The following is a 14,931-nucleotide window of genomic DNA, read 5'->3' on the forward strand; positions in this document are numbered from 1 at the left end:
GTCGGACGCAGCCCAGCGCCCCTTCGCTTACCGGCGCCGGCCGTGCCTCACCCAGAGGGGGCCCCACCGCCCACCCGTGGCGCCCTGGGGCACCTCCCAGGCCCTTTGGGCACTGGGGGAGGCACGACTGCCCGCAGCTGAGTGAGCCCCGTAAGGGGCGCTGGGGGTACCCCCAGCCGAAGGCTGGGGGAGGAACTGCGCGACCAGTCCCCACCGGCCCGCGGCCGACCGGGGTGCTCAGCCCACCACGTCCACGAAGATCGGGTTCGAGTAGCACCACGTGTCCGCCCACGGGTCGCCGTTCCCCGGCTCGTGGGCGATCGGGCCGTGCGGGTCGATCGACGCGCCCGGACAGCCCACGCCGTTCCGGTTGCCGTCGCTGCCCCGCAGCCGGACGTAGAAGGACTCGTCTCCCGCGGTGAGCGGGATGCGCAGGGTGTAGGAGCCCTTGCGGCCGGACACGTCCTTCGTCTGGACGACCCTGGTGTCGGGCGGGGAGACGGCAGGATCGGCCCAGCTGGGCAGCTGCTGCTCGGTCATGATGATGATCCTCGTCACGGGAGTCAGTGGGTCATGAAGGAGGAGACGGGCAGCGCCCGGGAGACGATCCGGACGTCGCCGAGGCGGCCGTGCAGGATCTGGTCGATCCGGTCCGCGTACTCGTAGCCGCCGAGCAGCCACGGCTTCCCGGACGAGGCGATGCCGATCGCGGCGGCGTGCGGGTTGCGGGCCACCGGGCAGCCCTGGACGTACATCGTGGTGTGCCGTCCGTCGTTGACCACGGCCAGGTGCCACCAGGTCTCGCGGGCGGTCTCGTCACCCCAGTTGGTGACCAGCTGCCGCTGGTTGAGCGGGTGCATCGCCCACTGCGGGCCCGGCCCGTCGGAGATGGACAGGGTGGCCAGCGGCTCGTCCGGGTCGTCGGTGACGGTGCCGACCGAGCCGTTGCGGCCGGTCCGGCTGACCAGGCCCGACCATGCGTTGTGCGAGGAATCCCAGTCGGCGGGCAGCCGGTAGAACACCTCGATGGTGTAACCGTCCTTGAACGTCGCCGAGTTGAGCGGGGCGCCGTCGACCGTCCGCAGGTACGCGCCCGTCAGCGGGGACTTGTAGCCGGTGAACTCCAGGCTGCCGTGGCCCGGCTGGTCCGGGTGGTGGTCCGCCGACCAGCCGAGGGTGCCGCCGCCCACCGAGACCACGGTGAGGTCGTTGCCGTTGCCGGACAGGTCGCGGACCGTGCCGGAGACCGCCGAGTCGAACCGCCAGTAGGCGGCCGTGCCCCGGACCAGCAGCCGCGAGGCGGGCCGCGCCGGACGGACCGGCACCGGGGCGAAGCCCGCGAAGCGGTCCGCGAAGTCGATGCCGACGGAGAAGCGGTCCCCGTCGCCGCTCAGCTCCATCTCCCGCCGCTCCAGCTCGTTGAGGCCCTTCTTGGCCCGGCCGAGGATCCACGGCGACACCGTCTCTACGTCGATGACGTCGCGGTCCAGGTCGAAGTGGTAGAGGCGGATCATCGCGGCGCCGCCGAAGTAGCGGTTCTGGTAGTTCGTCAGGTGCAGATGGACCTCGTGGCCGGCCGCGTTCTTGCGGGTGGCGCGGCGGGCCGGCCAGAAGTGACCGTTCAGGGTGAGGAAGATCTGGTCGTGTTCGTCGATCAGCTGGTCCCACAGCTGCTGCCCGTAGTCGGACAACGTGTCGTCGTCGACGACCAGTTCGTGTGTGGTGAGGATGACCGGCGCCTTCGGGTGCTGTGCGATGACGTCCTTCGCCCAGGCGTAGCCCTTCGCCGACAGCCGCCAGTCCAGCGCCAGCACCAGCCACTCGCGCCCGGCGGCGCGGAACAGGTGGTAGGTGTTGTAGCCGTCCGAAGAGGCCCCGCCGAAGGTGGGCTTGTCCTTGAAGCGCTGCGGCCCGAAGGCGTCCAGGTACGGCGTCGAGCCGCGCTGGTCGTCCGTGGACGACCCGATGTCGTGGTTGCCGGCCAGCACGCTGTAGCCGACCCCGCGCCGGTCCAGGATCCCGAACGCCTTGCTGATCGCGGCGAACTCCTCCTCGGCCCCGTTCTGGGTGAGATCGCCCAGGTGGCTCAGGAAGACGATGTTCCCGTCGGCTTCACCGCCCTGCTCCAGCAGATACCGCAGCGACGCCTCGATCGGCGCCGGGTTGATGCTCGGCCCGTCGAAGAGGTACTGGGTGTCGGGCATCACCGCGAGGGTGAAGCGACGGCTCTCCGGGTCGGGGCGCCGGGCGGAGCCGGAGGAGGCCTCGGCGACGGCCGGCAGCGCGACCCCGGCGGTGGCGGCGCCGAGCAGCGCGGTGGCCCTGAGGAAGTTACGTCTGCCGGCTCCGGCCTGCGCGGCCTCGCCCTGGACGTGGTCATGCGACGTACACACGTGTGCTCCGTGGATAAGGAGAAGTGACGGCGAAGGGCGTGGGGGGATCTCAGCGGACGCGCAGGGTCCAGCTCCAGCGGTGGACGCCCGGTGCGACGAGGTAGGAGGGGAAGGTGTCGGGACCGCACGACGCCGTACCGAGGCCCCGGTGTGCGGCGTCGATGTGGACCACGCAGCCGGCCCGGGGCACGAGTTGGTCGTGGTGGGTGACGGCGGTGAGGTCCTCGGCGCGGTAGCGGGTGACGGATACCTGGCGGGGCTCGTCCAGCTCGACCGCGAGTCCGGTGGCGTCCGGCGCCGACAGTGTGAACCGTCGTACGCCATGGCGGCCGCCGCTCTCCTGGGGCCGCAGATACGGGGTGAACAGCTCGTCCACGGGGACCAAGTGGTGGCCGACCGGGGCACCGGCGGCACGGTCCGGGTACGACTCCCAGGGACCCTGACCGAACCACTCCAGCAGATCCAGCCCGGCCACGGTCTCGAAGACCGAGCCGACCCGGGCCACGTCGTCGAACTCCTCGGGCACCTCGGCCAACTCGTCGACCCGGATGCCGCCCTCGACCGCGGTGAACTCCTGCCGGTGCCGCACGACTCCCGTCGTACCGGCGTACTCGGCGACCACGGTCACCTGGTCCTGCTCGTGGTGCAGCGAGACCACCTTGCGCACCAGGCTGTCCAGACCCCAGGCCCGCCAGCGCCGCGCGGTCCCGCCCAGCTCGTCGTTGTCCGTGGGCGCCCGCCACAGCGAGAGCGCAGGCGCGGCCGTCAGCAGCGGATGCAGCAGCAGACCCTCGCCGTCCACCTCGACGGCGGGTCCCGCCGGCACCGGCCGCCTGGGCGTGTCCGCCGCCCGGATCCGGATCTGCGGTGCGCAGATCTCCGTACCGGCCGGCGCCCAGGCCTGGTCCGCGGCCGTGGTCACCCGCAGCGTCAGCCATGCCTCGCCGCCGTCCGCCGGCACCTCGAAGGGCAGCGGCACGGCCGCGGTCTCGCCGGGGCAGAGCTCGGGCAGCTCGGCCGGCCCGGTCAGGGTGCGGCCGTCGGCCAGCGCCAGCTCCCAGGTGCCGGTCAGCCAGTCGAGGCCCCGGAAGTGCTGGTGGTTGGCGAGCACGATGCCCTCGTGCCGGAAGCACCGGATGCGGACCGGCGCCGCGATCTCCCGGTGCTCGTACATCGCGGGCTTGGGGGTGCGGTCCGGGAAGACCATGCCGTCCGCGACGAACGCCCCGTCGTGCAGGGCCTCGCCGAAGTCGCCGCCGTACGCCCAGCGGTGGCCGGGCGAGGCGACACCGTTGTCATACAGTCCGGCGCCTGTACGCCCGACCGGTCTGCCGTCGCTCACCCGCTGGAGAATTCCGTGGTCCCAGAACTCCCAGATGAACCCGCCCTGAAGACCCGGAGTGGACTCGATGGCGGCCCAGTGGTCGGCCAGCGTGCCGTTGCTGTTGCCCATCGCGTGCGAGTACTCGCACTCGATCAGCGGTTTCGTCTGCTCTCCGGACAGCGCGTGCGCCACGCAGTCCTCCAGCGGCGCGTACATCGGGCAGGCGATGTCGGAGGCGACGTGCGGGTCCGCCCAGCCGCGCTTGGCCGCCCCCTCGTACTGGATCGGCCGGGTCGGGTCGTGCCGCCGTACCCAGCCGGCCGCCGCGTCGTGGTTCGCCCCGTAGTCGGACTCGTTGCCCAGCGACCAGATGATGACCGACGGATGGTTCTTGTCCCGCAGCACCATCCGCGAGACCCGGTCCACGAAGGCGTTCAGATGGCGCGGGTCGTCCGCGATCTCGTGCGCGTGGTCGTGGGACTCGATGTCGGCCTCGTCGACGACGTAGAAACCCAGCTCGTCGGCGAGGTCGTAGAGGGCGGGGTCGTTCGGGTAGTGCGAGGTGCGGATCGCGTTGAAGCCGAACCGCTTCAGCACCACGAGATCCGCGCGCATGTCGTCGTACGACACCGTCCGCCCGGTGAGGGGGTGGAAGTCGTGCCGGTTCACGCCCCGGATGAAGACCCGCTCGCCGTTGACCAGCAGGTCCCGGCCGGCGATCTCGACGTCCCGGAAGCCGACGCGGTGGTACGACGTGTCGGCGACCGTGCCGTCCGCGCGGTGCAGCCGGACGGTCAGCCCGTACAGCTCGGGCTGCTCCGCGTTCCAGGTGCGCGCCTCGGGCACGGTGGCGTGGATACGGGCCTCGCCCAGGAAGTCGGAGACCCGGTCGTCCTCGGCGTTGAACCGGTCGAACTCGGCGTCCTGCGCAAGGAGTTCACCGTCCAGGTCGCCGGTGACGTACCAGCCGTCCGGGAGCGCACCGTCGTGGTCCCGTACGGCGCAGTCCACCCGCAGCCCGCCGTCCCGCCGCGCCCGCACGGTCACGTCCGCGAGATACAGCGGGTCGGTCGCGTACAGCAGCACGGGGCGGGTGATCCCGCCGTGCCACCAGTGGTCCTGGTCCTCGATGTGCGAGGCGTCCGACCACTTGACCACGGTCAGCCGCAGGACCGACCGCTCGCCGGGGCGTACGACCTCGGTGAGGTCGAACTCGGCGGCGAGGTGGGAGTCCTTGGAGATGCCGACGGGCCGCCCGTCCACGTGCACGAGGAGGACGCTCTCGGCGGCGCCGACCTGGAGGACGACCCGGCGGCCGGCCCAGTCGGCGGGCACGTCCAGCTCGCGCTCGTAGACCCCGGTCGGGTTGGCGGCGGGCGCCTGCGGCGGGAACTCCGCGAACGGCATCCGGACGTTCGTGTACTGCGGACGGTCGTCCGTGTCCTGCAGGGTCCAGGCACCCGGGACGTGCGCGGTCGACCAGGTCCCCACGACCGCCGCGTCCGGAGCGGGCAGCAGCTGGAAGCGCCACTCGCCGTCCAGGGACAGCGCCCCCGGGCGGCGGTCGACGGCGTTCATCGGCAACCGCCCCCAGGAGGTCACCTCGGGTGCCTCCCAGGGGCGGACGGCCACCAGCGGGTCCGTCACTTGATGGCTCCCTTGGCCAGGTCACCGATGATCTGACGGGCGCCGATCGCGAACACGATCAGCAGCGGGACGAGGGCGAGGAGCGCACCGGTCATGACCATTCCGTAGTCGGTGGTGCCGTGGGTGCCGTTGAGCTGGGACAGCGCGACCTGGAGGGTGACGTTGTCCGGGTTGGTCAGGGCGATCAGGGGCCAGGCGTAGTCGTTCCACTGGCCCATGAACGTGAAGATGCCGAGGAAGGCGAGACCCGGCCGGACCACCGGGAGGGCCACGTGCCAGTACTGGCGGAGGAAGTTGGCCCCGTCGATGCGGGAGGCGTCGAGGAGTTCGTCGTGGATGGCGCCCTTCATGTACTGGCGCATCCAGAAGATGCCGAACGCGTTGGCCGCCGCCGGCACGATCAGCGAGGTCATCGAGCCGATCCAGCCCAGCTTCGCCATGATCACGAACTGCGGTATGGCCGACAGCTGGGCCGGCACCATGAAGATGACCATCAGCAGGGCGAACAGCGCGTTCTTGCCGGGGAAGGCGAACTTGGCGAAGACGAAGGCCGCCAGCGAGTCGAAGAACAGGACCAGGAAGGTCACCGAACCCGCGACCAGCAGCGAGTTCCACATCGACCCGAAGAAGTCGATGTTGTCGAAGAGGCTGCGGGCGTTCTCCAGGAAGTGCGAGCCGGGCAGCAGCTTCGGCGGGTAGGAGAAGATCTCCGACGAGGTGTGTGTCGACATGATCACGGCCCAGTAGAACGGGAAGGCCGAGAGCAGCAGACCGATGACCAGGACGGCGTGCAGGGCGATACCGCGGCCGCGGGTGCCCTTGATGGCCCTGGGGCGGGTTGTGCGGATGGATGCCATGGTGTGCGGCCTCCCTAGTCTTCGCCCCGGCGCTGCACCAGGCGCCAGTTGATGATCGAGAAGATGATGACGACGAGGAAGATGCCCCAGGCCACGGCGGCGCCGTAGCCGAAGTCGTTGTTGTCGAAGGTCTGCTGGAAGAAGTAGAGGACCATGGTCTGGCCGGCGTGGCCCGGACCGCCCGCGAACGTCGAGTCGTTGGCGGTGGTCTGGAGCAGCACCTGTGGTTCGGAGAAGCTCTGCAGACCGGTGACGGTCGACACGACGAGCACGAACAGCAGTACCGGCCGCATCATCGGCAGCGTGATCCGGAAGAAGGTCTGCATCGGCCCGGCGCCGTCCATCCGGGCCGCTTCGTACAGTTCACCGGGGACCGTCTGGAGTCCGGCGAGGAAGATGATCGCGTTGTAGCCGGTCCACTGCCAGGTCATCAGCGTGGCGATGGCGACCTTGATGCCCCACGGGGTGTTGAGCCAGGCGACCTGGTCGAGGCCGACCGCCTGCAGGAAGGCGTTCACCAGGCCGAAGTTGGTGGAGAACACCGAGCCGAAGATGATCGCGATCGCGACCACCGAGGTGACGTTCGGCAGGAAGTAGGCGAAGCGGTAGACGTTCTTGAAGCGGACCGCCGAGTTGAGCATCACGGCCGTCACCATCGCCAGGAAGATCATGGGGAAGGTGGCGAGCGCCCAGATGACGATGGTGTTCCCGACCGCGGTCCAGAAGTCGGTGTCGCTCAGCAGATACCCGTACTGCGACAGGCCCGCCCACTCCATCGAGCCGAGGCCGTCCCACCGGTGCAGGGAGACGTAGAGCGAGAAGCCGACCGGGATCAGGCCGAAGCAGAGGAAGAGGAGGTAGAAGGGGGAGATCGCGGCGTAGAGGTGCCAGTACTTGCGAAATCCCGTACGGGGACCGGCCGTGGCGGTCTGTTCCACGGTCGCCGTGGGCTTCTCCAGTGCGGTGGCCATCAGTAGCTCACCCCCAGGTGCTTGGCGATGCGCCGGCACTTGCTCATGGCGTCCTTCCAGGCCTGCTCGGGGTTCTTGCCGAGGACGCCGACGTTCTTGATCTCGTCCTTGAGGGGCTGCGAGAGCGCCACGTCGAACGGGCTGTTGTAGGCGACCGCGATCTTCTGCGCGGCGGGCCCGAAGACGTCCATCGTCACCTGGCCGCCGAAGAAGGGGTCGGGCGCGCGCAGGGTCTTCAGGTCGTACGACGCGGGGGTGGACGGGAAGAGTCCCGCGTCCACGAAGCCCTGTGCCTGGTTGGCGGCGTTCAGCATCCAGGTGATGATCCGGAACGCCTGCTCGGGCTCGCGGCACTCCTTGGTGATCGACAGGAACGAACCGCCGTTGTTGGACGGCCGTACCGGCATCTGGGCCACCCGCCATCTGCCCTTGGTCTTCGGTACGCCGGTCTTGATGTCGTTGGTGGCCCAGGAGGCGTTGAGCTGGCTGGGCAGCTTGCCGTCCTGGAGCGCGGACAGCTGGTCCGGCGTGCCGCTGACCAGGTCCGAGACGATCCCCCGCCGTTTCGCCTCCACGGCCAGCGCCCAGGCCCGGCGGACGTGGTCCTGGTCGCCGATGAAGTGCCGGTCCTTGTCGACGTACCGCTGGCTGCCCTGCTGCACCACGTTCTCGAAGACCGCGTTGACGTCGGAGAGCAGACAGGTCCCCGGGATCCGCTTCCTCAGCTGCTCGCCGGCGGCGAAGAACTTCTCCCAGGTGTTCAGCTCGGCGGAGACGTCGTCGGGTTCGTAGGGCAGTCCGGCCTTCTGGAAGACCTGGTACTGGTAGAAGTGCGCGACCGGGCCGCAGTCGATGGGGAAGCCGACCATGGTGCCGTCGTCGGCGATGCCCTGGTCCCACTTCCAGGGCAGGTACTGGCTCTTGTACTTGTCCGCGCCCAGCGTGCGCAGGTCCACGAACTGGTTCGCGTTGGGCAGGTAGGACGCCATGTCCTCGCCCTTGAGGCCCGCGATGTCCGGGATGTGGGCCCGGCCGGTCATGGTGGTGAGCAGCTTCGACCGGTAGTAGCCGCCGATCTTGATGGCCTGCAGATCGACGTTCGCGTCGTAGCGGGCCTTGGCGTTCTTGATGACCGTGTCGCCGAGGCCGCCGTCCCAGTACCACAGGACCATGTTCCGGCCGGTGGAACCGGTCGGAACGGCACAGCCGGATGCCAGGCCGCCGAGCGCCGTGGCGGCCGTACCGGCCAGGCCCGCGCGCAGCAGGCCTCTACGTGAGAGCCGCACAGCTCTCACCGCCTTTCGGATCTTTCGGATCTGTTCGGGACTTTCACTTGGAGCGTGGGGGTGTCGGGGCTCAGAACTGCCGTGCGGGGGGTGTGACGGGTGCGTGGCGGACGGGCGGGCCGGGGTCGGCCGGCAGCCGGTCGGTGAGGAACCCGTAGGCGCGTTTCAGGTCGGGGTCGGTGAGCGAGCGCCACCAGCGGTCGACGCCGTACCAGCCGGGGGCGGCCAGTGCCCCGCCGTGGTTGCCGACGGAGAGACCGGCGGCGAGTACGGCGAACCGCAGCCGTTCGTCCAGCGGCCAGCCGGCGAGGGAGGCGGTGACGAAGCTCGCCCCGAAGACGTCGCCGGCGCCCGTCGCGTCGAGGACGTCCACGGCGAGGGCCGGGACCTCCGCGAACTCGCCGGTGCTCTGGTCGACGGCCACCGCGCCGTCCCCGCCGCGGGTCACCACGGCCACCGGGACCAGTTCGGCGAGGGTGCCGAGGGCCGCGACCGGGCTGTCGGTGCGGGTGTAGGCCATCGCCTCGGTCTCGTTCGGGAGGAAGGCGTGGCACAGGGCGAGCTGGTCCAGGAGGTCACGGGACCACTGCTGGGTGGGGTCCCAGCCGACGTCGGCGTAGACACGGGTGCCGTTGGCGGCGGCCTTGGCGATCCACTCGCGGGGTTCGGCCTCGATGTGCACGAGGGCGGTGCGGGCCTCGGGCGGGTCGCCCATCAGCACGTCCTGCGAGTACGGCGGCTCCGAGCCGTGGGTGATCAGGGCCCGGTCCTGACCGTGGGCCAGGGCGACGGTGACCGGGGTGGGCCAGCCGTCGGCGACCCGGGAGAGGGAGAGGTCGACGCCTTCCTGCCCGGCGAGGACCCCCTGGCAGTAGGCGCCGTAGAAGTCGTCGCCGAAGACCGTGGCCAGTGAGGTGCGCAGGCCGAAGCGGGACGCGGCCACCGCGAGGTTGGCGATGCCGCCGGGGCCGCAGCCCATGCCGGCCGTCCAGATCTCCTCGCCGGGTGTCGGCGGCTTCCCGAGCCCCGTGAGGACGAGGTCGTAGAAGAGCAGCCCGGTCAGCAGCACATCGGGCATGTCGTCGTCCACACGCCACCCTCTCGTCAAAACTCGTCAATTTCGATGAGCGGAATCGTGCGCTGCCACGCGAGATTGGTCAATACCCGAGCAGAACTGAGCATGGAAATGATTGAAGATGACGAGTAGTGTTCGGCGCGTGCTGGCAGAACGACGACATCAACTCATCCTGCGGGCCCTGCGCTCGGGCGGCCCCGCGGCCGTGACCGATCTCTCCGAGCAACTGGGCGTGAGCCCCGCCACCATCCGGCGTGACCTGCTGAGACTGGAGGAGGAGGGGCTGCTGACGCGGGTCCACGGCGGTGCCGTCGCCGACGAGGGCGACCAGCCCTTCGCCGAGGTCGCCGAGGTGCGGATCGCGGAGAAGGACGCCATAGCGGCGCGCGCGGCGGCCCTGGTCGCGGACGGCCAGTCGGTCCTCCTGGACATCGGCACCACCGCCTACCGGCTGGCCCGCCAGCTGCACGGCCGCCGGCTCACCGTGATCACCAGCAACCTGGTGGTCTACGAGGAGCTCGCCGACGACGAGGGCATCGAGCTGGTGCTGCTCGGCGGCATGGTCCGGCGCGAGTACCGCTCCCTGGTCGGCTTCCTCACCGAGGACAACCTGCGCCAGCTGCACGCCGACTGGCTCTTCCTCGGCACCAGCGGGGTGCGCCCCGGCGGGCAGGTGATGGACACGACGGTGGTGGAGGTGCCGGTCAAGCGGGCGATGATCAAGGCGAGCGACAAGGTGGCGCTGCTCGCCGATGCCGCCAAGTTCCCGGGTACGGGCATGGCGAAGGTCTGTGGTCCCGAGGACCTGGACATGGTGGTGACCAACGCGCCGGTCGACCCCGCGACCCGGTCCGCCCTGGAGGAGGCCGGTGTCGAGGTGGTCCTGGCAGGAAAGGCTCTAGCGTGAAACTGACGATTCTGGGCGGCGGCGGATTCCGGGTGCCGCTCGTGTACGGCGCACTGCTGACGGACCGGGCCGAGGGGCGGGTCACCGAGGTCGTGCTGCACGACCTCGACGCCGGCCGGCTCTCCGCGGTCGCCCGGGTCCTTGCCGAACAGGCGGCCGGCGTCCCCGACGCGCCCACGGTGACCGCCACCACCGACCTCGACGAGGCCCTGCGCGGGGCCGACTTCGTCTTCTCCGCGATCCGCGTCGGCGGCCTGGAGGGCAGGGCCGACGACGAGCGGGTGGCCCTCGCCGAGGGTGTCCTCGGCCAGGAGACGGTGGGCGCGGGCGGCATCGCCTACGGCCTGCGGACCGTCCCGGTCGCCGTCGACATCGCCCGCCGGGTGGCCCGCCTGGCCCCCGACGCCTGGGTCATCAACTTCACCAACCCCGCCGGACTGGTCACCGAGGCCATGTCCCGCCACCTCGGCGACCGCGTCATCGGCATCTGCGACTCCCCGGTCGGCCTCGGCCGCCGTATCGCCCGGGTGCTCGGCGCCGACCCGCGCGAGGCCTGGATCGACTACGTCGGCCTGAACCACCTCGGCTGGGTGCGCGGCCTGCGCGTCGCCGGCCGCGACGAACTCCCGCGCCTGCTCGCCGACCCCGATCTGCTCGGCTCCTTCGAGGAGGGCAAGCTCTTCGGCGTGGACTGGCTCCAGTCCCTCGGCGCGATCCCCAACGAGTACCTGCACTACTACTACTTCAACCGCGAGGCCGTCCGCGCCTACCAGCAGGCCGAGAAGACCCGTGGCGCGTTCCTGCGCGACCAGCAGGCGCACTTCTACGAGGAGGTCCGGGACCCCGGTGCCGAGGCCCTGGCGGCCTGGGACCGCACCCGCGCCGAGCGCGAGGCGACCTACATGTCCGAGAACCGGGAGACCGCCGGCGCCGGCGAACGCGACGCCGACGACCTCTCCGGCGGCTACGAGAAGGTCGCCCTGGCGCTGATGCGGGCCATCGCCCGCGACGAGCGCACCACCCTGATCCTCAACGTCCGCAACCGCTCCACCCTGTCGGTGCTCGACGGCGAGGCCGTCATCGAGGTCCCCTGCCTGGTCGACGCCAACGGCGCCCACCCGGTCGCCGTCGATCCGCTTCCTGATCACGCCACCGGCCTTGTCTGCTCGGTCAAGGCCGTCGAGCGCGAGGTGCTCGCCGCCGCCGAGTCCGGCTCCCGTACGACGGCCGTGAAGGCGTTCGCCCTGCACCCGCTGGTCGACTCGGTGAACGTGGCCCGCCGGCTGGTGGAGGGGTACACCGAGGTCCACCCCGGCCTCGCGTATCTTAAGTAACCAGTCGCTCGGAAAGCGCTTTCCATCCCTCTTCTGGAGACTTCCATGCACGACGAACGCCGCCGGATCGAGGAGCGCGTAGAGCGCCTCCACAACCAGCGCATCAAGCCCGCGATCTACGCGGCCGCCGTCCCCTTCGAGGTGTCCGCCTGGCAGGCACCCGGGGAGCCGGTGCCCTTCGAGGAGGCCGCGGCCGCCCCGTACGAGCCGTTCGCGATGGACACCCCGTGGGGCCCGCCGTGGGGGACCACCTGGTTCCGGATGCGCGGCCGGGTGCCCGCCGGGTTCGCGGGCCGCCGGGTCGAGGCCGTCATCGACCTCGGCTTCGTGGGTGACTGGCCGGGCAACCAGGCCGAGGCCCTGGTCCATCTCACCGACGGGACCCCGCTGAAGGCGGTCAACCCGCTCAACCAGTACGTGGCGATCGCCAACCCGGCGACGGGCGGCGAGGTGATCGACTACCTGGTCGAGGCCGCCTCCAACCCCGACATCCTGGCGAACGACTTCGCGGCGCCGACCCCGCTCGGCGACGTGCTGACGGCCGGCGACAAGCCGCTCTACACCTTCAGGCGGGCCGACATCGCCGTCCTGGACGAGGAGGTCTTCCACCTCGACCTGGACGTCCAGGTGCTGCGCGAGCTGATGCTGGAGCTGGGCGAGCACGACCCGCGCCGACACGAGATCATGCACGCCCTCGACCACGCGATGGACCTGCTCGACCTGGACGACATCTCCGGGTCGGCCGCCGCCGTGCGCGAGGCCCTGAAGCCGGCGCTGTCGAAGCCCGCGAACGCCAGCGCGCACCGCATCTCCGGCGTCGGCCACGCGCACATCGACTCGGCCTGGCTCTGGCCGATCCGCGAGACCAAGCGCAAGACCTCCCGGACCTTCTCCAACGTCACCTCGCTGGCCGACGAGTACGAGGAGTTCGTCTTCGCCTGCTCGCAGGCCCAGCAGTACGAGTGGGTGCGCGACAACTACCCGCAGGTCTGGGCCCGGATCCAGGAGTCGGTGAAGAAGGGCCAGTGGGCGCCGGTCGGCGGCATGTGGGTGGAGTCCGACGGCAACCTGCCGGGCGGCGAGGCGGTCGCCCGCCAGTTCGTCCACGGCAAGCGGTTCTTCATGGAGCACTTCGGTGTCGAGACCAAGGGGGTGTGGCTGCCGGACTCCTTCGGCTACAACGCGGCCTACCCGCAGATCGCCAAGCTCGCCGGCAACGAGTGGTTCCTCACCCAGAAGATCTCCTGGAACCAGACCAACAAGTTCCCCCACCACACCTTCTGGTGGGAGGGCATCGACGGCACCCGCATCTTCACCCACTTCCCGCCCGTCGACACCTACAACGCCCGCTTCAGCGGCGTGGAGATGTCCCGCGCGGTCCGCAACTACGCCGAGAAGGGCGGTGCCACCCGCTCGCTGGCCCCGTTCGGCTGGGGCGACGGCGGTGGCGGCCCCACCCGCGAGATCATGGAGAGGGCGCGCCGGCTCAAGGACCTGGAGGGCTCCCCGCGGGTCGAGGTCGAGCACCCGGACGCCTTCTTCGCCAAGGCCCGCGCCGAGTACGAGGACGCGCCGGTCTGGGTCGGCGAGCTCTACCTGGAGCTGCACCGCGCCACCTACACCTCCCAGGCCCGCACCAAGCAGGGCAACCGGCGCAGCGAGCACAAGCTGCGCGAGGCCGAGCTGTGGGCCACGACGGCCGCGCTGCACGCGCCCGGCTACCGCTACCCGCACGACAAGCTCGACCGGCTCTGGAAGACGGTCCTGCTGCACCAGTTCCACGACATCCTGCCGGGCTCCTCGATCGCCTGGGTGCACCGCGAGGCCGAGGCCGAGTACGCCCGTGTCGCCCAGGAGCTGGAGGCACTCACCGCCGAGGCGATCACCGCGCTCGGCGGCGGCACCGCCCGGGTCTTCAACACCAGCCCCTACGACCGTGCCGAGGTCGTCCGCGACGGCGCGGGCACGCCGGTGTACGTGGCGGTGCCGGCGAGCGGCAGCGCGCCGCTGACGGGTGACGTCGAGGCTCCGCGGCCGGTGACCGTCCCCGGCCGGGTGCTCGACAACGGCCTGGTGCGCGTGGAGATCGCGGCGGACGGCACGCTGTCGTCCGTTCGCGACCTGCGGGCCAACCGTGAGGTCCTCGCCGGCCAGGGCAACCTGCTCCGCCTGCACACCGACCTCCCCAACTACTGGGACGCCTGGGACGTCGACAAGCACTACAAGAACCGCTACACGGACCTGCTGGACCCCTCGGAGATCACGGTCGTCGACGAGGACCCGCTGCTCGGCGCGATCCGCGTCACCCGCGCCTTCGGCAACGGCTCGAAGGTCACCCAGACGATCACCGTCCGCGCGGGCAGCCCCCGGATCGACTTCGAGACGGACATCGACTGGCACGAGGCCGAGAAGTTCCTCAAGGCCGGGTTCCCCGTGGACATCCGTGCCGCGCACTCCTCCGCGGAGATCCAGTTCGGCCATGTCCAGCGGCCCACGCACACCAACACCACCTGGGAGGCGGCCCGCTTCGAGGTCTCCGGCCACCGCTGGGTGCACCTCGCCGAGCCCGGCTACGGAGTCGCCGTCATCAACGACTCGACCTACGGCCACGACGTCTCCCGCACGGTCCGCGAGGACGGAGGTACGACCACCACGGTCCGCCTCTCCCTGGTCCGCGCCCCGCGCGTCCCGGACCCGGGCGCCGACCAGGGCCGGCACCGCTTCACCTACTCCCTCCTCCCCGGCGCGAGCATCGAGGACGCGGTCGCCGCGGGCTACGCCCTCAACCTTCCGCTCCGGGTGGCCGACGCGGCGGGCGCGCCGGAGCCGGTCGTCTCGGTCGCCGGCGCGGGCGTGACGATCGAGGCGGTCAAGCTCGCCGACGACGCCTCCGGCGATGTCGTGGTCCGGCTCTACGAGTCGAGCGGCGGCCGTGCCGAGGGCGTGCTGCGCACCGGCTTCCCGCTCGCCGGCGCCCAGGTGACCGACCTGCTGGAGCGGCCCCTGGAGACGGCGGACACCGAAGGGGACACGGTCGCCGTGGCGCTGCGGCCCTTCCAGATCCTGACGCTCCGTCTGCAGCGGGCGGCCACCGGCCAGTAGCCCCCGGAGGCGGGCCCGGCGGTCTTCCGCCGGGC

9 protein-coding genes and 1 pseudogene are annotated in these 14,931 nt (G+C 70.7%); 3 read left to right on the forward strand and 7 right to left on the reverse strand.

The genetic code is table 11. From position 1 onward, the window contains the following. Nucleotides 1-237: 237 nt before the first annotated feature. The 7 genes and pseudogenes from AB0D59_RS32655 to AB0D59_RS32685 all read right to left on the reverse strand — a co-directional run. Nucleotides 238-492 (reverse strand): annotated as a pseudogene (locus tag AB0D59_RS32655) (histidinol-phosphatase); the annotation flags it as partial. Nucleotides 493-563: 71 nt separating this feature from the next. Then, nucleotides 564-2,393: a LamG-like jellyroll fold domain-containing protein gene (locus AB0D59_RS32660; RefSeq protein ID WP_362573195.1), complete on the reverse strand. Its 1,830-nt coding sequence runs from the start codon at nucleotides 2,391-2,393 to the stop codon at nucleotides 564-566. A 49-nt stretch (nucleotides 2,394-2,442) separates the two neighbouring features. After that, the gene (locus tag AB0D59_RS32665; RefSeq protein WP_362573198.1) at nucleotides 2,443-5,364 is read right to left on the reverse strand and encodes a glycoside hydrolase family 2 TIM barrel-domain containing protein; all 2,922 of its coding nucleotides are present in this window, start codon (nucleotides 5,362-5,364) and stop codon (nucleotides 2,443-2,445) included. Next, nucleotides 5,361-6,221, reverse strand: a complete 861-nt coding sequence (locus AB0D59_RS32670; RefSeq protein WP_362573201.1) for a carbohydrate ABC transporter permease — start codon at nucleotides 6,219-6,221, stop codon at nucleotides 5,361-5,363. Before AB0D59_RS32670 ends, AB0D59_RS32665 begins: the two co-directional genes overlap by 4 nt. Nucleotides 6,222-6,235: 14 nt before the next feature. After that, a complete protein-coding gene (locus AB0D59_RS32675) occupies nucleotides 6,236-7,192 on the reverse strand; it encodes a sugar ABC transporter permease (RefSeq protein ID WP_362573204.1) in 957 nt (318 codons plus the stop codon). After that, nucleotides 7,192-8,478, reverse strand: a complete 1,287-nt coding sequence (locus tag AB0D59_RS32680; RefSeq protein WP_362573207.1) for an extracellular solute-binding protein — start codon at nucleotides 8,476-8,478, stop codon at nucleotides 7,192-7,194. The genes AB0D59_RS32675 and AB0D59_RS32680 overlap by 1 nt, the downstream gene beginning before the upstream one ends. Before the next feature lie 70 nt (nucleotides 8,479-8,548). Continuing rightward, nucleotides 8,549-9,568 carry a carbohydrate kinase family protein gene (locus tag AB0D59_RS32685; RefSeq protein WP_362573210.1) on the reverse strand — a complete coding sequence of 340 codons (1,020 nt, stop codon included), beginning with the start codon at nucleotides 9,566-9,568 and terminating at the stop codon, nucleotides 8,549-8,551. Between the two features lie 127 nt (nucleotides 9,569-9,695). On the opposite strand from AB0D59_RS32685, the gene AB0D59_RS32690 reads away from it, so the two are divergent. The 3 genes from AB0D59_RS32690 to AB0D59_RS32700 are packed head-to-tail and all read left to right on the forward strand — an operon-like array spanning nucleotide 9,696 to nucleotide 14,896. Then, the gene (locus tag AB0D59_RS32690; protein ID WP_362573212.1) at nucleotides 9,696-10,460 is read left to right on the forward strand and encodes a DeoR/GlpR family DNA-binding transcription regulator; all 765 of its coding nucleotides are present in this window, start codon (nucleotides 9,696-9,698) and stop codon (nucleotides 10,458-10,460) included. Then, nucleotides 10,457-11,794, forward strand: a complete 1,338-nt coding sequence (locus tag AB0D59_RS32695) for a 6-phospho-beta-glucosidase (RefSeq protein ID WP_362573215.1) — start codon at nucleotides 10,457-10,459, stop codon at nucleotides 11,792-11,794. Before AB0D59_RS32690 ends, AB0D59_RS32695 begins: the two co-directional genes overlap by 4 nt. 45 nt (nucleotides 11,795-11,839) lie before the next feature. Continuing rightward, complete coding sequence (locus tag AB0D59_RS32700; protein WP_362573218.1) at nucleotides 11,840-14,896, forward strand: glycoside hydrolase family 38 C-terminal domain-containing protein; 3,057 nt, start codon at nucleotides 11,840-11,842, stop codon at nucleotides 14,894-14,896. Nucleotides 14,897-14,931: the final 35 nt, after the last annotated feature.

Origin of the sequence: Streptomyces sp. NPDC048417 (genome assembly GCF_040651615.1) — a bacterium.
Classification (GTDB): Bacteria; Actinomycetota; Actinomycetes; order Streptomycetales; family Streptomycetaceae; genus Streptomyces.

Excerpts from the sequence above, each read along its gene's own strand:
- AB0D59_RS32700 (WP_362573218.1), top strand. The coding sequence starts at position 11,840 with ATGCACGACGAACGCCGCCGGATCGAGGAGCGCGTAGAGCGCCTCCAC.
- AB0D59_RS32675 (WP_362573204.1), bottom strand. The coding sequence starts at position 7,192 with ATGGCCACCGCACTGGAGAAGCCCACGGCGACCGTGGAACAGACCGCC.
- AB0D59_RS32670 (WP_362573201.1), bottom strand. The coding sequence starts at position 6,221 with ATGGCATCCATCCGCACAACCCGCCCCAGGGCCATCAAGGGCACCCGC.